Raw genomic sequence first — 25,714 nt, 5'->3', positions numbered from 1 at the left:
TTCTCTTCACCATCATATAAGTCTGCCCTAAAGCAGTTGACTTATTATGCCGTATTAATAGAGAGAATTGGTATTTTGTTTACAAAAACTGGCCCAAAAATTGGTAAGTCTCCCTGAATAGTCTGTACAAAAGATAATTCTAGAAAATACAAGAAACACGAACGCATCAGTTATTATAATTGCAGGAAAGCGGTCGATATAATTCTGGGAGAACAACGGGTAACTCACCAGAAGAAAACGGTTCAGTCAATGGACAATGGCATCTCAGAAGGTCGCCAGCTTGCTAATATTCCGTTCAACCGTTTCCATAACAACAATATTTGGCCGTTCTGTGCGAATTAAGTTCAGGTCAAGTTTGCTGGCACGAATGAAGTAGGATTTTTTGAAGTAGCCCGGTAAGTACTGCATCATGCTATGACTGAATGAATCGCCAATGAACAGCAAACTGTCTGAACCAGACCCGACGAACCGTGTTGATGGAAAGTCCAGTTTAGGATCTTTGATAAGGGCAGTCTGCTTACCAGCACGATTAGCAACGGGCGTAATAAGATAAAATATGGGATCTTTCATCTCATCCTGTAACGTCAGCATCGTTGTCAGATCGCCCCCGATACCACGCTGCTTCTCAATACGAAAATCAGCAAGAGTAATCGGCGGCATTGTTGGCTGGTCACGCCGAATCCGGTTTATTAGCGATGCACACCCAATTAGCGTTCCATAATCGTTCCAGTGCGTATCGGTTTGATAATACACAACATGGTCACGTTTGGCAGTCCAGAGTGTATCACGAATATCGATAAATGGAACTGGTGTCTGGTTCATTGCCTTTTTGAGTCTGTCCAGCCGAGATGGTTCTGGGCTAACCTGCAGATGATCAGGCAGATTTTCGGGATAAATCGTGTGAGAGTCCGGTGCAATAAATACGTAGAGCCGAATACCTTGTTTAGCTAACTCTTGTTGACGGGATACAATATGGTTGGCAATGATACGTGCCGAATCGGGCGAGAGTGGCAATAATCCCCGGTGCTGATCGACCACGTTGTTATAACTATTACCGAGATAGAACCAACCTTTTTTACCAACCACTACTTTTTCGGGCAGGGGCGATTCGCCCAATACGTTAAATTTCCAGCGGCTATAGGCGTAGAACAATGCATTGCGCCATCCAAAATTCTCTTTATAATATTTATCGAACTGGCGGGCAAAGCTTCGAACATGGGGGAAGTTTACCGGCGGCATTCCACTGAGTTGACGGTTTTCGGTGCTGCTAAAGCGCGACGACAGCCCCAATATCTGATCGAATGTTGGCAAGAAAATCAGGAGGGCGAAGGCGAAGGCGGCTAGTTTAAAGCGAGCTGTATTCATAGACTGTAACCGACCAACGTCAGAACCGGAAATAAATAAATGGATTATAGGTATCGGCCGCCAGATAAGACACCGCCATAACGAACAGCCCAATCAGGCCAAGTACATAAACCGTGTCCAACGTCAGGCGGGCAGGTGTTGCCACAACCCGCGCCAGCAGGCGGTGCCAAAACGTCTGAAAATGGTGATAAACGGGCGTCGCCAGCACGATACCAAGTAGTAGAGAAACAATCACGTCAACGCTCAGGAAATAGGACAGTGGGTACGCCAATCGACCTGTTGTTCCAAGCCCCATCATTTTCTGTAAATAGACAATTGCCGACGTCAAATCGACGGCTCGGAAAAATACCCAGCCAATCAAGACAATAAGCAGCGCATATATGTGAGCAAGCGGAGCCCATATTTGCTCCAGGCGCTTACCAAGTCCCGCTCGTTCGATGAGAAGGAACAAACCGTGATAAAGCCCCCAAATAATGAAGTTCCAACTGGCGCCATGCCACAGACCTGTGACAAAAAAAACAATCAGCAGATTACGATACGTGCGGGCTTTGCTGCCCCGATTTCCACCAAGCGGAATATAAACGTAATCCCGAAACCAGCTCGACAGCGAGATATGCCAACGTCGCCAGAAATCCTGAATTGACCGGGCGATATACGGATAGTTGAAGTTTTCTTTGAAATCAAACCCAACCATCTTGCCCAGCCCAATGGCCATATCCGAGTAGCCTGAGAAATCGAAATAGATCTGAAGCGAATAAGCAATTATGCCCAGCCAGGCCGTTGCCGTTGCATAACTGCTGGATGGGGCGTTGAAAATTGTATCGGCTATTCCCGCGAACGTATTGGCTAACAGCACTTTTTTGGCCAGCCCAATAATGAATCGTTCTGCGCCTACTCCAAACTTTTCGACTGAAACAGATCGATCAGCGAGTTCGGGAGCAATGTCGGCGTATCGAACAATTGGCCCGGCAATCTGGTGCGGAAACATTGCTACGTAGGTGCCGTAATCCAGGAAGCTACGGTTAGCTTTGATACGTCCCCAGTAAATATCGAGCGTATAAGAAATGCCCTGAAACGTATAGAAGCTAATGCCAATAGGCAGCGCAATCTGCGATAATGTCAGGCTGTCTGTAATCGGAAGCGCAAACGCTTCGGCAAAACCACGTACTGAATCGACCAGAAAATTGGTGTATTTGTAGTAGAACAACAGCGATAAACTCCCAATCAATGACAGCAACAAACCTGCCCGGCGCTGACCGTTTTCAACGAGCCGCCCCGCCACAAAATTGATCAACGCTGATAGCAATAATACCAATACGACCAGCCCTTCGCCCCACGCGTAGAACAGCAAACTAGCTCCGAATAAAAAGGCATTGTGCCACCGGCGGGGCAGCAGATAATAGGCAATCAGGAAAAAAGGAAGATACAGAAATAAAAAAATGGCCGAACTAAACAGCATATTAACAGACGGAAAGTCAGGCCAAAGGTAAGACAAAACCTAAACTCATACCACCACCCGCAATTTCGCGAAACTCAACAGAAGCACCTTTTCGCCCTCTGTATCAAAGTGGATCGTGGCTTTGCGTTCGGTGCCGTTCACGTCCAGGCGTTTCACAACACCGAAACCGAATTTAGCATGTTCAACCCGCTGTCCAGCCGCTAAGTCGGCCGTACTGGTGGGGGCAAAATCAGATGAAGGTGTGTGCGATACTTTTTGCTGAGGAGCCTGTGAACGAGCCGTTTTCTGCGCCAGCGACCGCACGAAAGACATTGACCCTGTCGATGTACTCTCGCTTTTATCTCGCTCAGGTCGATCGAAATCCATCCGGCTCGGTGCTGAGCGTAGCTTCGACGCTTTCAGGTACTTCTGATCAATTTCCATAATAAACCGACTTGGTTCGCACATTTTCAGGCGACCGTAGTGGTAGCGCGTTTCGGCGTAGGATATCGTCAGGCGTTTCTCAGCTCGGGTAATGGCCACGTAAAATAGCCGTCGTTCTTCCTCCAGATCATTGCGGCTTTCAAGCATCATCTGGCTAGGGAATAAATCTTCTTCCAGCCCTACAATATGCACATTCTTGAATTCCAACCCTTTAGCCGCGTGAATGGTCATCAGCGTTATTCTATCGTTGTCGCCATCATCCTCTTTTTCATCAGCTGTGGTAAGCAACGAAACCGACTGCAGGAAGGCGCCGAGGCTTTTTTCCTCGTTATCGGGGTTATCGACAAACTCTTTAATGGCGTTCAGCAATTCCTGTACGTTCTCATAGCGAGCCAGCCCTTCAACGGTCTTATCGTCATACAATTCCTTCAGTAAACCCGACGCTTTGGCAATATGCGACGCTACTTCAAACGCGTCTTTTTGATCGAGCAGGAGTTTAAAACTCTTGATCAGATCGGCGAACCCTTCGATAGCGATGGATGACCGTCCTGCTACGTGTTTACTTATATCCGCTACGATCTCCCAGACAGAATCCTGCTTCTCGGCGGCAATGACGCTGATTTTCGCCACCGTTGTATCGCCAATGCCCCGTTTGGGCAGATTGATAATCCGCTTGAAGGCTTCCTCATCCTGCTGATTCACGGTGAAACGCAGGTAAGCAATCAGGTCTTTAATTTCTTTACGCTGATAGAATGACAAACCGCCTATGATGCGGTACTTGAGGCTTACCTTACGTAGTGCTTCTTCAAAGGCCCGCGACTGCGCGTTGGTACGATACAGAATGGCGAAGTCGTTGTTTGCCAACGATTCGTTCATCTTGGCTTCAAAAATGGCCGATGCTACGAGCTTCCCTTCTTCGTTGTCCGACGAGGCTTTGATAACATCAATAAGCGGACCGTCTTCATTATTCGTAAAAACCGACTTCTCCAGTTGATTTTTGTTACGGGAAATAATTGAGTTTGCCGCCTGTACAATGGTTTTTGTCGAGCGATAATTCTCTTCCAGCTTCACGATTTTGACATTTTCCTTGCCATAATCGCGCTGGAAATTCAGAATGTTTTCGATGTTTGCACCCCGGAATGCGTAAATACTCTGGGCATCGTCGCCCACAATAGCAATATTCTGATGAACAGCTGCCAGTTTGCGCGTAATGAGGTACTGTGATACGTTCGTATCCTGAAACTCATCGACCATTACGTGCTGAAACTTATGCTGGTATTTGTTCAGAATATCTAAATGATCACGAAACAGGACGTTTGTGTTGAACAGCAAATCGTCGAAATCCATCGCGTTGGCCGCAAAACAACGTAGCGCATACTGCTTATAAATCCGGCCAATGTGGGGCATCCGGGCAGACTCGTCATCGGCCTGAATCACTACGTTATTGATATACTCTTCGGGACCGATGAGCCGGTTTTTTGCACCCGAAATCCGCCCGAAAACGCTGTTGACCCGATACACTTTATCGTCCAGCCCCATTTCCTTGACAATGCTACGTAGCAGCGACTTCGAGTCGTCGGTATCGTAGATCGAGAAGTTGCTGGTGTAGCCAATAGCCTTGGCTTCAATCCGTAAAATTTTGGCAAAGACGGAGTGGAATGTGCCCATCCAGATGTTCCGGGCCTCGGTTCCAACTACTTTTTCGATACGGTGACGCATCTCTCCGGCCGCTTTGTTGGTAAACGTCAGCGACAGAATTCGGAAGGGATCAACCCCATTTTCAATCAGGTGAGCAATGCGGTAAGTAAGTACGCGGGTCTTGCCCGAACCCGCTCCGGCTATAATCATCAGCGGGCCGTTGCCGTGCATGACAGCCTCCCGCTGGGGTTCATTTAATCCAGAAATATAATCAACCATTCGGCTTGTTTCTATCCTTCTATAACAAGTAAAGCTACGAAATAATTTGGTTGGGAGGACGTAAAACAGGCAACGATATACAGGGTAGAAAGCGTATCATTACATGAGGAGCAAGGAAATTTATCAGCTTAAGGTACAGAAAAATAGTAACTTGGCTGAGGTGACGAAAGAAACGCACATTTTTTATTTCTTATTGTGCAACATCCTCACTTTTCCTGCATCTTTCTCCTGATTAACAACCTAAACCACTCCGGAGCTGAACCTGTTGGAATCGAACCGAAACGTCGGACCGCCGTACCCAGACCGCCATGCTGAACTGGTCAAACGCTGCCAACAGGGTGAGCGACGAGCGCAGTATGAACTTTATCAGCAGTACGTTAAGGCGATGCACAATGTGTGTCTGCGGATTGTTAATCATGAAGCTGAGGCCGAAGATGTCTTGCAGGAAGCTTTCATTGACGCCTTCAGTCATATCAATTCATTTCGGGGACAGAGTACGTTTGGCGCTTGGCTGAAGCAGATCGTGGTGAACCGGGCCATCAACCATCTGCGCAGTCGGCGGTTAGAGTTCGTAGATATTGAGTCGTCTCGGTTGGGCGAAGACGATGGCCTGGATTATGCCGATACGGAGCCTTACGACGAAGAAGGAACTCAGTTGGAAGTGGAGCGGGTACGGCGCGCCATGCAACTGCTCCCTGAGGGCTATCGAGTGGTCTTATCCCTCTATTTATTTGAAGGCTATGACCATGAAGAGATCGGCAACGTACTGAATATCAGCGAAACAACGTCGAGAACTCAGTATCTGAGGGGTAAAAAACGATTAATGGAATTACTCTAAAACAGACCGGCATGACCGAACAACTACAGAACAACAAATACAATCGACAAACCAAAAGAATGTCGTCAACAATATGAAAAAGGATAATCTTGAACGTTTCGTCCGTGACAATAAAGAGGCTTTTGATGATAAAGAGCCAGGGGACGATCTATGGTTAAAGATAGAAGCTGGTTTGAAGAAAGTTGAACTGGAAAAGTCAGGCTTGGATGGACTTGAATCAGCGAAAGAGCAGCCTGCCAAGGCATCGCCTTTCTTGCAGGTTCATAAAAACCCAGCTCAATTGGAAAGTCGTCCGACTGGCCGAACGGGATGGCCCTGGCTCAGTCTCGACTGGCGCGTAGCGGCTTCCATTACCATACTGTTGCTGGCGGGCTGTTTTCTGTATATGAACCAACAATATGGTGTTACTCACCAGCCCGAGGTTGTGGCCGCCAATCCGACCTACGCCAAAGAAGTAGTGCAATACACACGGTTGATTGACACCAAGCGAGCCGAGTTAAAGCAGATGACGGAAGACAATCCGGCCCTGTATAAGGAGTTTGCTACCGATCTGGACCGGCTCGAAAAGTCTTACCAGTCACTAAAGGCGGATTTGCCGCAAAATCCGAATCAGGAAATGTTGATTCAGGCGATGATTCAGAATCTGCAATTTCAGATTAATCTGCTTAATGAACAGTTGCGTGTTATTCAGCGCATTAAACAACAAACCAATGAAAGTACTCCTGTATAGCCTATTACTCTGCCTGTGCCCGCTATTCAGTTGGGCAGAGGACCCGATTGACATCGGCGCCGTAGAAAAAAAGAAGACCATCATCAAAATTTTCGATGTAGATGCCAGTGATAATCTAGTCATAGAAAATCAATACGGACAAGTGTCTATTGGCCTGTGGGACAAAAAAGAGATTCGGGTTCAGATCACGATTGTCGCTAACTCCGAGTCCGACGAACGGGTGCAGCAATTCATAGACGCTGTTTCGATTGAGGAAAAACGCACGGGGAATCAGATTCTGGTACGCACAAATTTTAGTCAGAACACTATGTCGAACTGGAGTTTGAGCAAATGGAAGAATGGAGGTGAGCGGAATTTCGTTAAGATCAATTATGAGGTCATGATGCCCAAACAAAATGCGTTGACAGTACGTAACAAATTTGGCAATACCAACATCCCGAATTTTCAGGCCCCCTTGACGATTCATAGCCGCTATGGTAACTTCAGTGCCGATGATCTTACAGGCCGCCAAAATGACATTGACGTGGCCTACGGTAAAGCTGATATTGGCACGCTTGGCCAGGGAAAGCTGGATATTGCCTACGGGAGTCTCGAACTATCGAAAGCAAACGTATTGGTACTAACCAATAAGTTTGGAAAAATGAATATCGGCGATGTTGGCAAACTGGATGCTAACATCAACTATTCGGGAGCGAAAATCGGGACGCTACGTGAATCCGGAAAAATCAAGCTCGAATTTTCGGGTGGGTTTCGCATCGACCAGTTATCTAAAACGGTCGAGAACGTTGATATTCAATCGTCTTATTCATCAGTTGCCCTACCGATGGACAGTAGTAACGACTGCGATTTCGATGTAACGGTTAGCTATGGTAATTTCAATTATGGTTCGGGTTCAGAGATGCACTTTAAATCTCAGCCAAGCGATAATGATAACAACCATGGACCTCGCCTAAAAAAGCAATATATTGGTAAAATGGGCGATGGCACCGGCACTAAAGTCCGGGTTGTATCGACGTTTGGCAATGTGAATTTCAGGTAGTCAGCTTCTCAATTACTAACCGATGCTGTGGAAATTCGGCCAGTAGAGTTGCCCGATCTGCCATCTCGAAATCGGCAAAATCGAAACCAGGGGCAACAGTGCAGCCTACCAGCGAAAAATCTGTCCCTACAGCCGGTTTAGAACCAAACCAGCTTCCGGCTGGGACGACCGCCTGAAATACTTCGCCTTGGTTGAGATTACGGCCTAACCGGATAATTGTCAGCTTTCCTGTTGGCGAGATAACCGAAACCTCCAGCGTACCGCCATCGTAAAAATGCCAGATCTCGTCGGACTGGATACGGTGCAACGCAGAAATGTGATGATTTTCCAACAGAAAGTAGATCGCCGTTCCAAACGCTCTCGCTCCATTAAATCGATCAGGTAAGGCAGCCTGCGAAATTGTTTCAGCTGACCGATAAGTCTCAGCAAAATAGCCACCTTCAGGATGAGGCAGCATGTTCAAGGTGTTGACGTAGTATGCTGCGGTCATGATTAATGGCGAAAGAGTGAAAAAGCGATAAATTTAAATTACGTATTTACTCAGGCACTCTTTCGCTCTTTCATTCTTTCGCCTTTAAAATTTACTGGGCTGCTTTTACTACCGTCGTAAAATCACGCGATTTGAGCGAAGCTCCGCCAATCAGGCCGCCGTCAACATCGGGTTGTGCGAAGAGTTCAGCTGCATTTTGGGCATTGGCGCTACCACCGTATAGAATCGTGGTATCCTGTGCTATCATATCACCGTATTGACTGGCAATGTGCTGACGCAGTTCAAAGTGCATATCCTGCGCCTGCGCCGACGAAGCCGTTAAACCGGTGCCGATAGCCCAGATGGGTTCGTAAGCAATGACAACCTTACCAAATGACTCAGCCGAGAGATGAAACAGGCTATCCGTGATCTGATCTTTCACAAAGCCGATATAATCGCCGTTTTCGCGCAGATCGCGCGATTCACCGCAGCAGAAAATAGGAATCACGTTGTTTTCAAGTGCGATGTTGACTTTCTCAGCCAACTGTGCGTTGGTTTCCTCGAAATATTGTCGCCGTTCGCTGTGCCCCAGGATCACGTATTCAACGCCAATGGATTGCAGCATAGGTGCCGAAATTTCACCTGTGTAAGCACCCGATGCTTTCTCATGGCAGTTCTGGGCACCTATCGAGATTTTACCACCGGGAGTTAGATACTGCCGCGCCGTGGTCAGGTACAGCGCGGGCGGACACAACACCACCTCTACATCACCCGTGACTTCGTCCTTAATCATGTTCACGACTTCCGATAATAAAGCGGTTGCTTCTTCGGCAGTCTTGTTCATTTTCCAGTTCCCGGCAACAATTTTTTTACGCATAATAAATAAATAAGGTGTTCAAAATCAGTTTTCTAAACCTGGCGAACGTAGTGTTTATTCGCTATTTAGGGGCGAAATTAGAACATTTAAACCGAACCTATTGCCAGCTATCTACTAAATTTTGTGCAGCCGTTCATATGCAGAATGAAGCATACATAAACGCGAAAAACCAATCACTAATTTTTTGTGTTATTTGAATAAAAAAATGCGTAATTTCAATGTCTATACAAAAAGGAGATGAAAACGCTGGTGTTGGTAATTGGGCTGTTAAGTATATGTCTGGCCAGTCGTGCCGACGACCATAACAAACGCGTGCCCGACAAGGAACGCTATGGATTCTTTATTGCTGACAACCACTCATGGACACGTATTCCATTTCAGCTCCATTCCAACCTGATCATCGTTCCGGTACGGGTCAATGATTCTGATACGTTGCGTTTCATTTTGGACACGGGTGTGAGCAACACCATTATCACCGATCCCAGTGCTTTTCGGAAGAAGCCCCTTACATTGGCTCGCAAAGTCAAACTCTCGGGTGCCGGAGAAGGGGGCAGCCTGACCGCTTCCATTGCCATCGACAATACCCTCAGCATGGGTGGCTTACGGGCAGCTCATCATAATCTGGTCCTTCTGGACGAAGACATCCTTAAGCTTTCGGAGTACGTTGGAACGCCGGTACATGGCATTTTTGGTTATGAAATTTTTGCCAACTTCGTCGTGAATATTGACTTTCAGCGGCATGAGATCATGTTGATGAAAGCCAACAAATACAAATACCGTAAGGGGAAAGGCGATCGGTATCCCATCACCATTCAGGACACAAAAGCTTATACGGACGCTTTATCAATCTTTGACGGAGAGAAAGTAACCCCTTTGCGGGTAATTCTGGATACGGGCGCAGGACACGCCTTACTGCTCGATCAGGCACGTAGTTTAGTGGCTATGCCGCTTCCCGAAAAGAGCATTCGTGCCCAATTGGGCCGGGGGTTAAACGGCGTTATCAATGGGCGGCTGGGTCGAATTCAAAAGGTTCGATTTGGACGCTATGAGTTGGAAAATATTCTGGCCTCATTTCCAGACAGCATGGCTTTCGGTATGAAACTGGTCGATATGCCCGAACGTCAGGGTAACGTTGGCTGCGAATTACTACGTCGATTTAACGTTACATTCAATTATCCAGAGCAGTATATTGTCATGAAGCCTATTAAACGGCTTATGCGAGAAAGTTTTGAGCATGACATGAGTGGCCTCGAACTCCGGGCCAGGGGCGAAAGTTTTCGTAATTACTATGTAGATAAAATTCTGGAAAACTCCCCCGCCGAAATGGCGGGCTTGAAAGAAGGCGATGAAGTACTTTTCGTGAACAACAGTTCGACTAACAACTTAACAATCAGCGACATTTACAAAATACTACAAAAAGGCGAAGGCCGCGAGGTATCGATACTTGTCCGGCGAAATGGCCAGATGGTTATAACGAGTTTTGTCTTGAAACGGTTGATTTAACAGTAGAGCGGGTGGAAACCCGCATCACATCAATCCATTCGTTCCAGCTTAAACCGGAACGTAGTGCCTTTCTCCACTTTGCTCATTACCGTAATTTTGGCTTTGTGAGCACTAAGAATATGCTTCACAATAGCAAGTCCCAAACCAGTACCACCACGATCTTTGGAGCGGCTTTTTTCCACCCGATAAAATCGCTCAAAAATTCGACTCAGGTGTTCAGGTGGAATGCCCGGTCCATTATCCCGAATGGATACGATAATATGCTTTTTATCTTCTTCCAACGTAACGACCACGCGCCCAAGCTCGTTGCCATATTTCACGGCATTCTCGATTAAGTTGGTCATTACCTGAACAATACGTTGTGAATCAGCTTTTACCCAAACAGGACCAGGGTGCGGTTTAGACAGCGTCAGCGAGGTGTGTTTAGACCGGGCAATATCCTCTAGCTGGTCAAAAATTTCCTGCGTTATGTCAGCCAGATCAACCCGACCAAAGCTCATTTTTACTTCACCGGTTTCCAGTTGCGAAAGAGCCACCAGGTCTTTCACTAACGCATCGAGACCATCGAGGCTTTTAGCTGCTTTAGAGAGGAATTTATCACGAACGTTTTCATCATCAACAGCGCCATCGATAAGCGTATGAATAAAGCCCTGAGCGGCAAAGATGGGTGTTTTCAATTCGTGTGATACGTCGGCCAGAAACTCCCGTCGAAATTGCTCCAGTCGTTTCAGTTCATCTATCTCCTTTTGCTTCTTGGCAACGTAGACAAAAATCTCGTCGTTCAGCTTCTTGAACGGATTTGTGTTCTTGATAATGGCTTTGCGTGAGATAGTAAAGTCACGAATTTTCAGTTGGTGGATGGTTTTATACATCTTATTCACTTCCCGAAAAACCAGCAACTCAATAGCATAGAAAACTAAAAAAAACGAGAGCACAAATGACGAAACCCCCACCACGAACAACATAGTACTCGTGACGCCCTCCACAAACGTCAGAAATGTTAGCGTCAGGGACGAAATCAGGCAGGCCAGTAAGAGCGCAATGATGCGGGGACTCAGGGACATAGAGCAAAGATAAAAAGAGTGAAAGAGCGAATGAGTGAAAGGGCGAAAACCAACCGGCCTAATTCGCTCTTTCACTCATTCGCTCTTTCACTCTTTATTCAGGCTGGTCGGTAAACATGTAACCCACGCCTTTTAAGGTTCGAATATGGGTGTCCCCGATTTTTTCGCGGAGCTTGCGAATGTGAACATCCACCGTACGTTCGAGGACGTAGATGTCGGCACCCCATATTTTCTGGAGTAACTCTTCTCGACTACAAACTTTGTTGGGATGTTGCGCCAGAAAAAACAGCAATTCAAATTCTTTCTTGGGCAAAATTACTGACTTGTCGTTCTGACTAACCGAATAGTTTTTCCGGTTAATCAACAGATCGCCAATGGCAATTTGCTCACCGGGATCAGATTTCTGGGCCTCGCGCCGAAACAACGCGTTGATGCGACTCATCAGCGCCCGCGGCTTAATGGGCTTGGTGATGTAATCGTCGGCACCTACGTCGAAAGCCGCCACTTCGGAATATTCCTCCGAGCGAGCCGTCAGATAAAGAATGTAGGTCTGCCGTAACTCGGGGATATCACGCAATTGCCGTCCCGCTTCGATGCCATCCAAATGGGGCATCATGATGTCGAGTAACACTAATTCGGGCAAATAGGACTTCGCAACGTCAACGGCTTTCCGGCCATCAGCAGCGGTGCGAACATCGTACCCCTCTTTGGTGAGGTTGTATTCTAACATCTCAAGGATGTCGGCGTCGTCGTCAACGACTAGAACGCGATGTAGGGGTTGAGCAGCTTTAGCAGCACTCATACGTAGTAAAGTTGGTGAGAATGACCGTTCTGTTGGTACATTGCCGAACTGATGGCGACCACGAAGTTACGTGGCTTATCCGCAACGTTATCAATGCTGAATGCAGACTTAACAATAACTTAACAGCCTGTCAATGAATTCAGTCTTGTGTTCCTGTCTGAAAACGAGTTTATTAATTCCCAATTAATAAAGCATACTACCCTAAACAATGCCCGTAACAGATGGTTCGTACTTAAGTAATATTACTACCTGCTTAAGGCAATAACGACCAAAATAGTTGTTGCTATTATTTACTTATATGAATATTCGTCCCCGGGAAATTATACTTCCTTCCTACGCCAGACTAGTCTGCATACTACTTTCACTAGTAATCATTGTTTACGGATTACATACACTGTCTGGCTTACTTATCCCACTGGTTTTCGCCATTCTATTCTCCGTTTTGCTCTTTCCGTTGGTGCAGAGGCTCGAAAACTGGCGGGTTCCCAGAATACTGGCTATTATTTTATGTCTCTTACTCGCCTTGACGGTGCTAACGGGCTTGTTTTATGGCATTTCGATTCAAATCAGCAGCTTTGCCGAAGTTGTGCCTCAATTCGTTAAGCGCGGAAATGAGTACATTAACAGCATACGAACGTTTGCCGACGAACATTTGAATATTGATCGACAACGGCAGGTCGACGAAATCAAAAAGTATCTGAATCAGGCACTTGCCGAAGGCGGAACCATCGTCACAACAACGCTTTTGGCCACAACCAGTATTCTGACGAATCTCTTTCTTGTCTTACTGTTCGCTTTTTTCTTCCTGCTCTACCGCGATTTTTTTCGGTCATTTTTCTATAGAGCCTTTAGCGATGCTCGCCCATCAAAGATTGATGGCGTGATGGCAGGAATCTACCAGGTCGTTAAAGATTATCTTGCTGGATTAGTGCTGGTTATTATTATCATTGGTACGCTTATGACCATTGGCCTACTCATTCTGGGTGTTGATTATGCTGTATTTTTTGGGTTCTTCGGTGCTTGTCTTGTACTGATTCCGTACTTCGGCATCTCGCTGGGATCGTTATTGCCAGCCGCGTATACACTTGTCACTCAGGACAATCCAATCAAAGCCCTCGCGGTCGTTGGCGTTTTCTTATTTGTACAGGCGCTGGAGGGAAATTTTATTACGCCCTATATCGTCGGTTCAAAAGTTAGCATCAATCCACTAGCCGCCATTATTGTGCTGATTCTTTGGGAAAATATATGGGGGCTACCTGGTTTGGTGCTGGCCCTTCCCATGACGGCTATTCTCAAAGTTATTTTTGATGCCGTAGACTCACTCAAACCTTATGGATTCTTGATTGGCGAAGCTGAAAAACCCCGCCCACCCATAAAAAACCTAAAAGAATTAGCCGATCAACTGCCCAAACGTGCCAAGAAAGTGGGGAAAGTGGAGGAGAAATCTTAAAGAGCGAAAGACTGAATGAGTGAAAGAGCGAAAAGGGCTGCATTATCTTTTCGCTCTTTCACTCATTCAGTCTTTCGCTCTTTGAAAACTAAAAATTAAGCGGGTCGAGATTTTTAAAGTGGCCATTCATGCTAATACGCTGCTTCGTGCGCTCCATATCTACCATTACGGGCAATACGTTATTAATGTGTTGGATAAGGAAAAGTTGACGTTCAGCTTCGGTTTCGAGCGTCAGCAGTTCATATTCCTGTTCTACTGACAAGCCAACTCGGTGCGCTACTTTATAAGAAAGGTTCTCTGTCGTAGCCGTGTAGTCCTTTTCGATCTGCAATAGTTTGTAGAGCCGCTCCAAGCGCTCCATCAGGGCGGTTGAATGGGCACTGAAACTATCGCCCGTTTTGATCAACTCCACGTCTCCACCCGCGTAAAGTTTGCCCGGCAGGGGATTTTCAAAATTTACTAATCGAAAAACACCCAGCCCTTTGGATTTAATATCCATTCGACCGTCGGGATAGCGTTTGTGTAGCGTCGTAACGTGCATTTCGGTGCCATGACCCGGTAATTTGTTATTGATAAACGCCGGAATACCAAATGTGCGCTCCTCTTCCAGACACTCATTGATGAGTTGGCGATAACGCGGCTCGAAAATATGCAGGTTCAAATCCTCGCCGGGATAAACGACCAGATTGAGCGGGAATAGGGATAGCGTCTTTTCCATAACGGCGAAAAATACGGCTTTTTAGTTGAAAATTGCGTCAGAGACCGTAAATCGAACACCTTTGTCCTGAGCTTCGGTGTAAATAGAATCGGCTAAGTAGCCCAATCCTGTTACGTCTGACATGCAGTCGGTAACGATTATCAGCTTTGGTATTAATGCGGGGGCAAAATCCAGCATTTGCTTTAAACTATTAGCCACACAATGCGATTTGGCTTCACCCATTAAGTAAACCGTATCATACTGTTCCAGATCAGCAATAAGGGACGTATTGAGTTGCGTTTCGGGCACGTCAGGATCGGGTACCTGCGCCCGAAAAATTCCAAAATGTTCCGACAACGGATAAAGCCCTTTCTGAACGGCTACGTAGTCGCGGTCACGTTTTCTCGACCAATCTTTAAGCGCCCCCAATAACGTATCGTGCAACGCGGCACCCCGAGAGCCAATCAGGCAATGTTCGGGCCAGATAAAATGCGAGAACTGACCGTCGGCTTCGAGATCGTGAACGTATTGACGAGCCTTTTCGGTCGAAAAACGGGGTATCCATTGTCCAGCGTCAACCTCCGCGGCCGTAATACGTGTGAACGGAGCAGGGTGACTGCCCAAGGAATCGTGCCAGAATAATGGATGAGCAATGTCTAGAATATGATGCGTGTCGAGCGTTGCGACAATATGGTCAATCTGGTCGGCATGCTGTTGGATAAGCGTAGCAATTCGGTCAATATCCTGTTCAGCATCCGGCACGAACAGCGCTCCCTCGGGATGGCAGAAGTCAAACTGGGCATCAATAATCAGAAAGGCGTTTTTCATAACTCACTAGGTTAAAATTAGCCGTGCGTTTTTGCTCATCCGCTTAAACCGCATGCAAAGTAAAGTGTAATAGTAAACAACAAAAGGTGAAGAGACAGTCAAAATCAAATTCAGGTCAACGCTTTATCCCGCTTATAGACCAAGCCATAGTCTCCTTTTTCGTTACTTTGATGTATGAATTACATGGAACTGCAACTGCGCCTGTCGCCCGATTATACTGATATCCTCACCGCCGAACTCGCCGAACTTGGATTCGAGTCATTCGTTGAAACTGACGAGGGTCTGAATGCGTACATTACTGAACCAGATTTCGATGAAAAGGCTGTACAGGAACTCATTGCTAAATACGACAGTCAGACTGCAATAGCCTATGAAGTCAGTTCGTTAGAAAAAAGAAACTGGAACGCCGAGTGGGAGCGCGATTATGAGCCGATTGAAGTAGCGAGCCAAGTCCGGGTCCGGGCGTCCTTCCACGAGTTGGACGCCCGGTTTCGTTACGACATCGTTATAAACCCCAAAATGTCATTCGGAACGGGCCATCACGAAACCACGGCTATGATGCTGGAACAACAGCTTAGCCTTGACTTTGCGGATAAAGCAGTGCTTGATGTCGGCAGCGGCACGGGCATTCTAGCCGTTCTGGCGGCTAAAATGGGCGCACAAGACGTATTAGCCTTCGATATTGAGGAATGGGCCGTTGAAAATGCCCGCGAAAATGCTGAACTTAACGATTGCCCGCAGGTAACGGTTTTTCAGGGAACGATTGCCGATGTTGACCCAAGCAACCGATATGATATAGTGTTGGCTAACATTAACCGAAACGTATTACTAGCCGAAATTCCTACGTATACCGATTTATTAAAAACAGACGGTTATCTGTTGGTGAGCGGTTTTTATGAACACGACGCTCTGGATATCCAACAGAAAGCCATTGAAGCGGGTCTTAGACCTGTCAGGAGCATGACGAATCGCGAATGGACTTCGCTCGTCTTTCAAAAATAGCTATGAAGCGCAATTATAAGTATAAGATACAGACTTCGAGAATCGCGATTTTACTGTTTTTCTTAACGACTGTCGTTAGTTTCGGGCAGGCCGTTCGGCTTTCCGACAAGCCCGAGCAGTTTATGACGGAAGTGCAAAAGCTGATGGCAACGGGCGGACCTGTAGCCGTACGGGCCGGAACGAATTTGCAGTCGCTGTGGTCCGAAAATAAACTGTCGCCCCAGCAACAGGAGCGCATCATGGCGTTGAGTCGCAAACTGAACCAGAAACGTCTCCAACCAGCTACTCATTTTGCTCCTTTTTATGAAGCGCTCTATCAGGCAAGCCAGCAGCAAACAGCTTCAGCAACAACCGTTGATGGCATTCTGACAATTGCCGAAAAGCTGTTCGAGGCCAATGATCCCAAAGCTTTTACCCGTAGTTTAGAAACGGCCCGGCGGTTCATGGAACGGCACGAATTGTATGCCAGCAACTATAACAAGCTCTATGCCCTGGGTGGTACGTTCGAGTTTCGCTACGTAGGAAATGTCCCAACAGTTAGTCAACCGGGTGTACCGCCAACGGCTGCCGATTCAATCGCTTCGGTGAAAGCCTCTATCGAACGCTCCCGTTTTGACGGCTGGGATACCCCGTCAACGTCAGACTCAACACAGCCACGTTCACTGGGTGTGCAGTACACGCCACAACGTCGGCCAATTCCCTCGGTATCAGGAGCTGTTATTACGCTAAAAGACGTAACCTTGGCGATGATTGCTAATGGTGATTCGGCTGTTCTGTCGAACACTAATGGTGATTTGATGCTCAAAGATGGCATGCTGGTTGGCAACGGGGGGAAATTCACCTGGGCAACCGCCGGGCGACCGGATATCTACGTAACACTCAGTGAGTACTCGCTCACAACTATGAATCCGCGCATACAGGCCGACGACGTAACGCTGACATACGGGACCACCAAGCCAATAAAAGGCGTATTTGAGTACGTTAGCAAGAAAAAAGGCGGGCCGGTCACGTATCCGAGGTTCATGTCCTGGCAAAACGATGTTAAACTACCAGACCTCGGACCAGACATCGACTATCGGGGTGGTTTGGCGCTATCGGGCACTCAGATGGTCGGTGCATCGGCAAGCGGCCAGCCCGCTCAACTTACGATTAAGTATAACGGCAAGACGGCCTTCAAAGCCAGCAGCCGCCGGTTCGATTTCAGTAGTAAAATCGATTCTGCCTCAGCGGGTTTGACCCAGCCGGCAATAAAACCTGATTCAACCCAGAATGGAGGATTCAATACGTCAGGATTTAGCGGAACGAATGCGGCAAAATCATTGATTTCGGCGAATTCAGCGTCCTTTGTTGGCTATGTGGACACGGACTCCGTTACGCACCCTTCCGTGAAATTCCGGTACGATAAGAACCAGCACATTGCCTGGCTCGACCGCGAACAACGTACCGATTACGCCCGCGTCCCTTATTCTGATTCTTACCACAAATTTTATATTCTGCCCGAAGTTGTGCGCTGGGATTTGCCCCGGCGGAAAGTGGATTTCTATCAGGTTGGCGCAAAACAGGAAGTGCCCGTACGTTTTGAATCGTTTGATTATTTCCACCCACAGCGCTACTCCGACCTGACAGTCGATTACGGATTTCACCCGCTGCAAATTGTAGCGAACTACGTATCAACCAAAAAGCAGCAAACGTTTTTAGAGAGCGATATTGTTGACTTTACAAAGGCGAATAAGGTCAGTCCGGTGGCACTACGCGGGGCACTGAACCGCATGGTGCTGGAAGGCTACCTTGATCGCGATGCGAACTCGGGCTTGATGCACCTGAGCCGTAAAGGTGCCCTGTACGTACTTGCCTACGCGCAGAAACGCGACTACGACAACTTCCAGGTGCAATCCTATTTTCCCTCGAACGATAGCACCAAAAACGCAACGATCAATCTGGACGACAAAATGCTGACGATCCGGGGCGTTGAGCGCTTTAACCTATCCGATTCGCTGAAAATTTTCGGTATTCCTTCCGACAAAACATTACGTATTGGAAAAGGACGGGCCTTCACCCTGAACGGCCAGCTCAAGGCCGGAACGCTACGTTACGCGGGTCGCGACCTCAGGTTCGATTACGACAAGTTCGCGATGAATCTCAACAAGATCGACTCCATTACGTTCTCGTCGCAGAAGTTACCAGGTCAGGAAATGGGGGGCGACATCAAGTATGAGAACCCAGGAACGGTCTACCTCAGTAGCGCGGATAATAAGTCGGGGCGTATTGCCGGCAAGAAAGCGACACAGCGGCTGGTCATGCCGGAGGGTATGACCGTCTATTTCAATCAACCTGCCCGTGGTGACCGTACGTACGATCAGAAGGTTTATTTCAAAATTCCGGCCGTTGACAACGACAGTCTCGGCAAGGGGGATATTGCCTTCATGGGTACGTTCTATTCCGATGGCATTTTTCCGCCTTTCAAGGCTGAACTCAAAACCATGCCCGACAATACGTTGGGCTTCGTGCACAAAGCACCGGCAACGGGTTATCCGATTTACAGCGGCAAGAAAGGGTCAGCAGCTTCAACGGTAAAGTTTACGGGCGATCTGACGATGGACAAGAGCGGCTTGCATGCCGACGGGGTACTGAATCACCTGACGGCCAGCCTGAACGCCAAGAACATGCTATTCATGACCGATTCATTGACAGGAGCGGGCGAGAAAGGCGAAATTAAGGAAACGCTGGCGGGGCAAGCTGGTCCATCGAAAGCCTATTTTCCTCAGGTACAACTGAATAACTACACAATGAAATGGTGGCCGAAAGCCGATAGCATGGTCATCGTTACGCAGAAGAAAAATTTCAATTTCTACAATGCAACGACCAATCTGGATGGTGATCTGGTGCTACGTTCATCGGGTTTATTCGGACATGGCATCCTGCGCCGGAAAGATTCGGAAGTTATTTCGGGAAGCATCAAATTCAACAGAGAGGGTTTTCTGGCTAGTAATGCACAGTTTAAAGTCCTGTCCGACAAGGTCGTAAACGGAACAGCCACGGTTGCCAAACCAATGCTGCTGGGCACGGCAATTGATGTAGATTTCAACCAGACGAAAGGTATTGTTGGGCTGTCGATTAATAAAAATTTAAGCATCACCGATACGGTACAGTCAAGCCTGGAGTTCCCATCGGCGGCCTATAAAACCAGCATCAGCAAGGCGCAATGGAACATAAACGCCAAAACGATTGCCATGAAAGGCGACGTCAAAACGTCAACCTTTACCGCCACCGCCGAAGAGCAGGAAGGCTTAACCTTTAATGGGTCAGGTGCTCTGTACGACGTGGAGAAAATGACGCTCAACATCAGTGGCGTTCCTTACGTAACCTCGGCCGATGCCCGAATCTATCCCGACAAAGGCCTGGTGAGTATTAAGCGTAACGGCGAGATGCTGGCACTAAAGAATGCCAAACTTGAACTAGATACCGTCAGTTTGTTTCACAGGCTCAAGAATGGCAACATTCAGATTCTATCCCGCACCCGCTTCACTGGCGATGCTACGTATCAATTTGCTACCGCCAAGGGCGATACGGCCAGCATAAAAATGGGCAGTTTTGAGTTAAAAGAAGCGCCAGCCGTAGCCGCCAGCACGTTGACCGCCGACACCAAAAAGTCGGGTCGGGGACGGAAAAATGCAACACAGCCAGCTACTACGTATTTCACCGTTGCCCGGGCGGAGGTTGACGAAGATGACAACCTCCAGTTGGCGCCGAAAATGTTGTATAAGGGCACCATTTCCATGCAGGCGCCCCAGCCCGATCTGGCTATGGATGGCTTCATAAAACCAGCGCTGAAAAAACGGCAGGATCTGGTTGGTGGCTGGATTCCGTTCAAGGAAAAGGTAGCCGAGCGGCTTGAGATAAAGGTGGATAAAAATCTCAAAAACGAAGGTGGACAGCAGTTGGTGGCTGGTATTCATTTCCGGGAAGGCAATGCCGGACTTTATCCAACCTTCCTCTCGCCCAAGGAAGATCCAAGAGACGTTGACCTGTTCACGGCAACGGGCATTATGCATTACGATGAGAAAGACAAGGTCTATCGGATTGAATCGAAAGGAAGCGAATCGCCCGCTGGACAATCGACGCTGGCTACGGCAGTTGCAGCGGCTGCGCCAGTCGACAGTGCAAAGACCGATCTTGTAGCGAAAGTTGATAGCACTGCCAAAATTATAGGAACCGATAGTACAGCTAAACTTGTCGGCACTGACAGTACCGCACACATTGACAGCTCTGCCCGTGTGGCAGCCGTTACAGAGACGGTTATAGATGACGTTGAAAATGCGTTTACGTTCAACGATTCGCGCGGCCTGATGACGTTCAAAGGAAAATTAAATCTATTGAATGCAGCTCCGAATGAATATCTGCTAGCTTCCGGATCGGCACGGATCAATATCGACAGCACTCAATACCGGTTCAATACGTTGCTGGCCTTTACGTTCCCGGTGCCCGACCCGATTAATACGGCCATCGGTGATCGAATTGTGAAGGCGAATTTGGAAGAGAAAAACGACGAAGCAGCCGACGATGACCTGAACCGACTTTCAGATAAACTGGTGCCGCTGATCGGTCAGCAGGCGGTGGATGCCTATCGATTAAAAGCTCAAAATCAGCACGCGCCACTGAGTCAGGCATCGCCAAAATTAGCTACGACGCTTGTCCTGGCGAACGCCAATCTGCGCTGGTCTACTAAGTTCAATGCGTTTTATAGCACCGGGCAGTTGGGTGTATCGAACATAATGGCGACCGATGTCAACGCGCAGATGGATGGTTTCATCGAAATACGTAAATCAGCCAATGGCGATGAAGCCACCATTTACCTCGAATCTTCACCGGATGTGTGGGTATATTATGACTACAAACCGGGCAGCACACCATCGTCGCAGGGTGAGTTAGCCATCATTACGTCGGAGCAGGAAATCAACGATCAACTGATAGCGCTGAAACAATCCAGCAAATCTTCGCTCGACGTAATGGCGGCCACTGTCGATGAGAAAACGCTCTTTGTTGATCGCTATCTGGATCAGTATAAGACGAAAGCCAAAGCCGCTCCAAAGCCCAAACTGCAACCCGGCCAGAAAGTGGTGAAGGAAGAGAAAAAGAAAGACGAGAAGAAAAAAGATAAGGAAGCCGAAAAAGAAGGATTCTGATTTCTGTTGAATTTTGTCATGGCTCCGGCCACCTGGTCTGACCGGAGCCATGACAACTAATATATGAAAGCTCTCTGGCACGACCTTCGTGACCATCTCCGCACTGACTTCCGGGTTGATCTCTACGTAGCAACCGCGCTTTGGGCTACGTTACTGCTGAGTGTCAACTTCTATTTCGATCTCGAAGACGCGTATATCGACTCGTTTCAGGGAAAGCCAATCTGGTCGGTCCTGTATTTTTTGCTCTACGCTACCGCCTACTACGTTAGCGTCTGGCTCTGGACGTATTTTCACCAACGACTTGATATCTGGCGAAATCGCGCCTTCTGGCTACGTAGCCTCGTTGCGCTGATCTGCTATTCCATTTATGCCGGATTTTATGCTCACAACACATGGAGCCTTGAACTCTTTGATGGGCAGATATACCTGTTTGCTTACCACTGCCTGCACAATCTGCAATCGATACTAACTATTGTGCTGCCCCTCTTTCTGTTTTATAAGTTTGTAGAACCCTATTTAAGCCAATCCAGACCAGGCAATTTTTATGGCATGGCACCTAAGCGGAAAGGCTTGGTTTTGTATGCTTTATTGTTAGCTCTGATGATTCCGCTCATTACATGGGCCTCATTCCAGCCAGATTTCTTACAATCGTATCCAACCTACCGCGACACCAACGCCAACGAGTTCTTCAACGTACCCGAATGGGTAACAGCGCTCATTTACGAGCTTTGCTATGGCTGGGACTTCGTACCAACGGAACTACTTTTTCGTGGATTTCTGGTTATCGGTATGAGTCGAATTCTAGGGCCAGGCGCTGTATTGCCAATGGTCGTTTGGTATTGTTCTATTCACTTCGGACGTCCGCTGGGAGAAGCGATTTCGTCGTTGTTCGGCGGCTATCTACTAGGCGTTTTAGCCTTGAGCACCCGTAGCATCTGGGGCGGGTTACTCATTCATATCGGCATTGCCTGGGGCATGGAAATTGCCGCGTTTTTGCAGAACGCCAGTCGGTAATACCCCCAATAAATTTCTTGGTGCTCCCTGCGTCTGCCTTCGCGTTCTTTGCGTTTAAAATAAAAGCACTAACCTATCATGAGCCACCGCAATATGTCTGCCCAACCGCCTATTCCATCCGGCAAAAAGTTCGATGCCATAGTTGTCGGCTCTGGTATTAGCGGAGGCTGGTCGGCAAAAGAACTCTGTGAAAAAGGACTGAACGTACTGCTCCTCGAACGGGGCCGCATGATTGAGCATGTTACGGATTATCATACGGCGACCAAGAACCCGTGGGATTTTCCGCACCGGAATCAGGCTATGCCAACGGAGTTGCTAAAAAATTACCCGGTGCAAAATCGAACGGGATTTACCATTACCGAAGCCACACATCAGCATTTCGTCAACGATCTGGAAAATCCCTACGTTGAAGAAAAGCCGTTCGATTGGATTCGAGGCTATCATGTTGGCGGGAAATCGCTGATGTGGGGACGTTACTCGTTCCGATTTTCTGATCTCGATTTTGAAGCGAATGCCAAAGAAGGTATTGCCACCGACTGGCCCATTCGGTACAAAGACATTGCGCCCTGGTATGATTACGTCGAGAAATTTGCCGGAATCGCTGGCGATCGGGATGGATTGCCTCATTTGCCCGATGGTCAGTTTCAGCCTGCCATGCCTGACAATTGCGTAGAAGCACACTTTCGACAAAGCGTAAACGCAGATTTCCCGGATCGAAAAGTTATTTCAGCCCGGGCGGCTCACCTCACGGCGCCCACGCAGGAGCAAATGAATTTGGGCCGGGCTAAATGCCAATACCGAAACCTGTGTATGCGGGGTTGTCCGTATGGCGCCTATTTTAGTACGCAATCCGCTACCTTACCGGCTGCCCGACGTACCAAACGACTGACGGTTCGACCACATTCCATTGTCAACTCGATTATTTATGAAGAGAAATCAGGCCGCGCTACGGGCGTTCGGGTGATTGATGAGCAGACGCACCAGTGGCATGATTTTCACGCCAGCATTATTTTCCTGAATGCCTCGGCGCTGGGCTCGACATACATCCTAATGAACTCCAAGTCGAAACGGTTTCCGAATGGCATGGATGATAGCGGACAATTAGGCCGCAACCTGATGGACCACCATTTTCACGTTGGTGCCACCGCCGATTATGACCAGGATCTGGATAAATATTACTACGGTCGCCATCCCGCAGGGCTATATATTCCGCGCTTCCGTAATTTGCCGGGACAGGACAAACAGTCATTTACGCGCGGTTATGGTTTCGAGGTCTACACCAACCGAGAAAACTGGGACCATGCCTATCATGACGAGGGTTTCGGGGCCGATTTCAAGGAGAAAGCAACCCAGTTTGGTACGTGGAAAATAACGCTCGACGCTTTTGGTGAATGCATGCCGTATGAAGACAATCGGGTATCTTTGACGAATGAAGTGACCGACAAATGGGGTCAACCGACCTTAAAAATGGATGTTCAATACCGGGATAACGAAACCCGCATGCGTAAGGACGCGCACGATCAGGCAATGCTCATGCTCGAAAAAGCCGGATTCTCGAATATCAACGGCTTTGATAGTCAGGCGCATCCGGGCTTAAGCATTCACGAAATGGGGACAGCTCGTATGGGCACTACGTCCAAAAACTCGGTTTTCAATAAATTCAATCAGCACCACAGCGTCAAGAATGTATTTTGTACGGACGGCGCCAGCATGACTTCTTCCCCTTGCCAGAATCCTTCGCTTACCTACATGGCCTTGTCGGCGCGGGCGGCCGATTATGCAGTGAAAGCGCTTAAACGGGGAGACATCCCACGCTGATTGAGTTGGTTTTAGGTAAGAGTTTGGTGATTTACTCTTTTAGCAATAATCTAAACTCGCAGTCATGAACGCTCGGACTCTTCTCGTCATCTGTTGCACATTAGTAGCCTTAGGAACTGTTGCTCAACCTAATCCTGAACGGCCTGACTTATGCCAGGGGGCTTATTTTACCGAAGCTGCGGGAGCAGATGCACTACATAGTTTTGCCAAAACGTACCACGACAAAGCCAGTTGGGAAACCCGCGCAGCAATGATTCGAAAAGGTATTCGCGATGGAATGAATTTATCCGTCAAACCAAACTTTGCACCCCTTAAACCCATTCGACACAGTTTGCAAAAACTGAACGGCTACACGGTTGAGAACGTAGCGTTTGAGAGTTTGCCAGGATTTTTTGTAACGGGCAATGTATACCGTCCATTGAAAATAGCGGGGAAAACAGCGGGCATTCTCTGTACGCATGGACACGGGGCCGATCAGAACAACCGCCTGATGGCGTATACGCAGCAACGATGCGCTACGCTGGCACGCATGGGCGCTGTGGTATTTGCATACGATATGATTGGTTATGGTGATTCAAAACAGTGCGATCATAAAATTCCGCAGGCCCTGAAACTGCAAACTCTGAACAGTTTACGAGCCCTGGACTTTCTGACCAGTTTGCCCGATGTTGATACAGAGCGAATTGGGATGACAGGCGAATCCGGTGGTGGTACGCAGACGTTTCTGCTCACGGCACTTGACTCACGCATAAAAGTGTCGGCCCCTGTCGTTATGGTGTCCGCGCACTTTTTCGGGGGTTGCGTCTGCGAAAGTGGGATGCCCATTCATAAGCGACCCACGTACCAGACCAGTAACGTAGAGATTGCCGCCCTGACCGCACCCAGGCCCCTATTGCTGGTTTCGGACGGAAAAGACTGGACGAAAAACACGCCCAATGTCGAGTTTCCCTACATCCATACGATCTATGGATACTACGGCGCAAAAGATAAGGTTCAGAACGTCCATCTGCCTACAGAGGGACACGATTATGGGCCTTCTAAGCGCGAAGCAGCGTATCGTTTCCTGGCGAAATACCTGAAATTAGACCTGAACAACGTACTAAAAGACGGAAAAATCGACGAATCTCCCAATACGGTGCTTGCCCCTACCACTTTGCAGGCATTTAACGCCGATCACCCGCGTCCAGCCAGCGCGGTTGTCGGTGATGATGCAGTGATGGCACTGTTGAAGTAGAA

At 47.9% G+C, this 25,714-nt stretch carries 19 protein-coding genes; 10 read left to right on the top strand and 9 right to left on the bottom strand.

Annotation, left to right across the window (positions count from 1 at the left end):
• Positions 1 to 264: 264 nt before the first annotated feature.
• From BM202_RS21495 to BM202_RS21485, 3 genes are read right to left on the bottom strand one after another with little or no spacing between them, the layout of a single operon-like run.
• On the bottom strand, positions 265 to 1,365 hold the full coding sequence (locus BM202_RS21495) for an alginate O-acetyltransferase AlgX-related protein (protein WP_093829956.1): 1,101 nt from the start codon (positions 1,363 to 1,365) through the stop codon (positions 265 to 267).
• Positions 1,366 to 1,384: 19 nt separating this feature from the next.
• On the bottom strand, positions 1,385 to 2,824 hold the full coding sequence (locus tag BM202_RS21490; RefSeq protein ID WP_093829954.1) for an MBOAT family O-acyltransferase: 1,440 nt from the start codon (positions 2,822 to 2,824) through the stop codon (positions 1,385 to 1,387).
• Positions 2,825 to 2,869: 45 nt separating this feature from the next.
• The gene (locus BM202_RS21485) at positions 2,870 to 5,164 is read right to left on the bottom strand and encodes an ATP-dependent helicase (RefSeq protein ID WP_093829952.1); all 2,295 of its coding nucleotides are present in this window, start codon (positions 5,162 to 5,164) and stop codon (positions 2,870 to 2,872) included.
• Between the two features lie 265 nt (positions 5,165 to 5,429).
• Here BM202_RS21485 and BM202_RS21480 point away from each other — a divergent pair, with 265 nt between their 5' ends.
• The 3 genes from BM202_RS21480 to BM202_RS21470 all read left to right on the top strand — a co-directional run bounded on the left by BM202_RS21480 (position 5,430) and on the right by BM202_RS21470 (position 7,771).
• A complete protein-coding gene (locus BM202_RS21480; protein ID WP_093829950.1) occupies positions 5,430 to 6,002 on the top strand; it encodes an RNA polymerase sigma factor in 573 nt (190 codons plus the stop codon).
• Between the two features lie 73 nt (positions 6,003 to 6,075).
• On the top strand, positions 6,076 to 6,732 hold the full coding sequence (locus tag BM202_RS21475; RefSeq protein ID WP_093829948.1) for a hypothetical protein: 657 nt from the start codon (positions 6,076 to 6,078) through the stop codon (positions 6,730 to 6,732).
• A complete protein-coding gene (locus BM202_RS21470) occupies positions 6,713 to 7,771 on the top strand; it encodes a hypothetical protein (RefSeq protein WP_093829946.1) in 1,059 nt (352 codons plus the stop codon). Before BM202_RS21475 ends, BM202_RS21470 begins: the two co-directional genes overlap by 20 nt.
• Here the strand turns inward: BM202_RS21470 and BM202_RS21465 are convergent.
• Both BM202_RS21465 and tpiA read right to left on the bottom strand, forming a co-directional pair.
• A complete protein-coding gene (locus tag BM202_RS21465) occupies positions 7,764 to 8,261 on the bottom strand; it encodes a cupin domain-containing protein (protein ID WP_093829944.1) in 498 nt (165 codons plus the stop codon). The two genes, BM202_RS21470 and BM202_RS21465, sit on opposite strands and share 8 nt — an antisense overlap.
• A 91-nt stretch (positions 8,262 to 8,352) precedes the next feature.
• Positions 8,353 to 9,117: a triose-phosphate isomerase gene (gene tpiA, locus BM202_RS21460; RefSeq protein ID WP_093829942.1), complete on the bottom strand. Its 765-nt coding sequence runs from the start codon at positions 9,115 to 9,117 to the stop codon at positions 8,353 to 8,355.
• Between the two features lie 237 nt (positions 9,118 to 9,354).
• Here tpiA and BM202_RS21455 point away from each other — a divergent pair, with 237 nt between their 5' ends.
• Positions 9,355 to 10,620, top strand: coding sequence for an aspartyl protease family protein (locus BM202_RS21455; RefSeq protein WP_093829940.1), 1,266 nt, complete (start codon positions 9,355 to 9,357; stop codon positions 10,618 to 10,620).
• A gap of 29 nt (positions 10,621 to 10,649) precedes the next feature.
• Here the strand turns inward: BM202_RS21455 and BM202_RS21450 are convergent, their stop codons facing one another.
• Positions 10,650 to 11,684 (bottom strand): sensor histidine kinase, encoded by a 1,035-nt coding sequence (locus BM202_RS21450; RefSeq protein ID WP_093829938.1) that lies wholly within the window; start codon positions 11,682 to 11,684, stop codon positions 10,650 to 10,652.
• A 94-nt stretch (positions 11,685 to 11,778) separates the two neighbouring features.
• Entirely contained in the window at positions 11,779 to 12,486 is a 708-nt protein-coding gene (locus BM202_RS21445) for a response regulator (protein ID WP_093829936.1), read from the bottom strand.
• Between the two features lie 298 nt (positions 12,487 to 12,784).
• Between BM202_RS21445 and BM202_RS21440 the strand changes: the two genes are divergently transcribed.
• Positions 12,785 to 13,936 carry an AI-2E family transporter gene (locus BM202_RS21440; RefSeq protein ID WP_093829934.1) on the top strand — a complete coding sequence of 384 codons (1,152 nt, stop codon included), beginning with the start codon at positions 12,785 to 12,787 and terminating at the stop codon, positions 13,934 to 13,936.
• Positions 13,937 to 14,024: 88 nt separating this feature from the next.
• Here BM202_RS21440 and BM202_RS21435 read toward each other — a convergent pair whose 3' ends face one another.
• Both BM202_RS21435 and BM202_RS21430 read right to left on the bottom strand, forming a co-directional pair.
• Entirely contained in the window at positions 14,025 to 14,654 is a 630-nt protein-coding gene (locus BM202_RS21435) for an LON peptidase substrate-binding domain-containing protein (protein WP_093829932.1), read from the bottom strand.
• Positions 14,655 to 14,675: 21 nt separating this feature from the next.
• Positions 14,676 to 15,461: a cysteine hydrolase family protein gene (locus tag BM202_RS21430; protein WP_093829930.1), complete on the bottom strand. Its 786-nt coding sequence runs from the start codon at positions 15,459 to 15,461 to the stop codon at positions 14,676 to 14,678.
• A 174-nt stretch (positions 15,462 to 15,635) separates the two neighbouring features.
• Here BM202_RS21430 and prmA point away from each other — a divergent pair, with 174 nt between their 5' ends.
• From prmA to BM202_RS21405, 5 genes are all read left to right on the top strand, one after another.
• Positions 15,636 to 16,463 carry a 50S ribosomal protein L11 methyltransferase gene (prmA, locus tag BM202_RS21425; RefSeq protein ID WP_093829928.1) on the top strand — a complete coding sequence of 276 codons (828 nt, stop codon included), beginning with the start codon at positions 15,636 to 15,638 and terminating at the stop codon, positions 16,461 to 16,463.
• A 2-nt stretch (positions 16,464 to 16,465) separates the two neighbouring features.
• Entirely contained in the window at positions 16,466 to 21,646 is a 5,181-nt protein-coding gene (locus BM202_RS21420; protein ID WP_245776738.1) for a hypothetical protein, read from the top strand.
• Positions 21,647 to 21,709: 63 nt separating this feature from the next.
• Positions 21,710 to 22,660 (top strand): CPBP family intramembrane glutamic endopeptidase, encoded by a 951-nt coding sequence (locus BM202_RS21415; RefSeq protein WP_093829926.1) that lies wholly within the window; start codon positions 21,710 to 21,712, stop codon positions 22,658 to 22,660.
• A gap of 78 nt (positions 22,661 to 22,738) precedes the next feature.
• Complete coding sequence (locus BM202_RS21410; protein WP_093829924.1) at positions 22,739 to 24,478, top strand: GMC oxidoreductase; 1,740 nt, start codon at positions 22,739 to 22,741, stop codon at positions 24,476 to 24,478.
• A 64-nt stretch (positions 24,479 to 24,542) separates the two neighbouring features.
• Positions 24,543 to 25,712, top strand: coding sequence for an alpha/beta hydrolase family protein (locus BM202_RS21405; protein WP_093829922.1), 1,170 nt, complete (start codon positions 24,543 to 24,545; stop codon positions 25,710 to 25,712).
• Positions 25,713 to 25,714 lie beyond the last annotated feature (2 nt).

It is taken from the genome of Spirosoma endophyticum, assembly GCF_900112365.1.
GTDB classification, from domain to species: domain Bacteria; phylum Bacteroidota; class Bacteroidia; order Cytophagales; family Spirosomataceae; genus Spirosoma; species Spirosoma endophyticum.
Note: the sequence above shows the minus strand (reverse complement) of the source record. Positions and strands in the feature narration are given on the sequence as shown.

Excerpts from the sequence above, each read along its gene's own strand:
- BM202_RS21410 (WP_093829924.1), top strand. The coding sequence starts at position 22,739 with ATGAGCCACCGCAATATGTCTGCCCAACCGCCTATTCCATCCGGCAAA.
- BM202_RS21405 (WP_093829922.1), top strand. The coding sequence starts at position 24,543 with ATGAACGCTCGGACTCTTCTCGTCATCTGTTGCACATTAGTAGCCTTA.
- BM202_RS21490 (WP_093829954.1), bottom strand. The coding sequence starts at position 2,824 with ATGCTGTTTAGTTCGGCCATTTTTTTATTTCTGTATCTTCCTTTTTTC.
- tpiA (WP_093829942.1), bottom strand. The coding sequence starts at position 9,117 with ATGCGTAAAAAAATTGTTGCCGGGAACTGGAAAATGAACAAGACTGCC.
- BM202_RS21430 (WP_093829930.1), bottom strand. The coding sequence starts at position 15,461 with ATGAAAAACGCCTTTCTGATTATTGATGCCCAGTTTGACTTCTGCCAT.
- BM202_RS21470 (WP_093829946.1), top strand. The coding sequence starts at position 6,713 with ATGAAAGTACTCCTGTATAGCCTATTACTCTGCCTGTGCCCGCTATTC.
- BM202_RS21455 (WP_093829940.1), top strand. The coding sequence starts at position 9,355 with ATGAAAACGCTGGTGTTGGTAATTGGGCTGTTAAGTATATGTCTGGCC.
- BM202_RS21440 (WP_093829934.1), top strand. The coding sequence starts at position 12,785 with ATGAATATTCGTCCCCGGGAAATTATACTTCCTTCCTACGCCAGACTA.
- BM202_RS21450 (WP_093829938.1), bottom strand. The coding sequence starts at position 11,684 with ATGTCCCTGAGTCCCCGCATCATTGCGCTCTTACTGGCCTGCCTGATT.
- BM202_RS21435 (WP_093829932.1), bottom strand. The coding sequence starts at position 14,654 with ATGGAAAAGACGCTATCCCTATTCCCGCTCAATCTGGTCGTTTATCCC.
- BM202_RS21475 (WP_093829948.1), top strand. The coding sequence starts at position 6,076 with ATGAAAAAGGATAATCTTGAACGTTTCGTCCGTGACAATAAAGAGGCT.
- prmA (WP_093829928.1), top strand. The coding sequence starts at position 15,636 with ATGAATTACATGGAACTGCAACTGCGCCTGTCGCCCGATTATACTGAT.
- BM202_RS21465 (WP_093829944.1), bottom strand. The coding sequence starts at position 8,261 with ATGACCGCAGCATACTACGTCAACACCTTGAACATGCTGCCTCATCCT.
- BM202_RS21485 (WP_093829952.1), bottom strand. The coding sequence starts at position 5,164 with ATGGTTGATTATATTTCTGGATTAAATGAACCCCAGCGGGAGGCTGTC.
- BM202_RS21445 (WP_093829936.1), bottom strand. The coding sequence starts at position 12,486 with ATGAGTGCTGCTAAAGCTGCTCAACCCCTACATCGCGTTCTAGTCGTT.
- BM202_RS21415 (WP_093829926.1), top strand. The coding sequence starts at position 21,710 with ATGAAAGCTCTCTGGCACGACCTTCGTGACCATCTCCGCACTGACTTC.
- BM202_RS21420 (WP_245776738.1), top strand. The coding sequence starts at position 16,466 with ATGAAGCGCAATTATAAGTATAAGATACAGACTTCGAGAATCGCGATT.
- BM202_RS21495 (WP_093829956.1), bottom strand. The coding sequence starts at position 1,365 with ATGAATACAGCTCGCTTTAAACTAGCCGCCTTCGCCTTCGCCCTCCTG.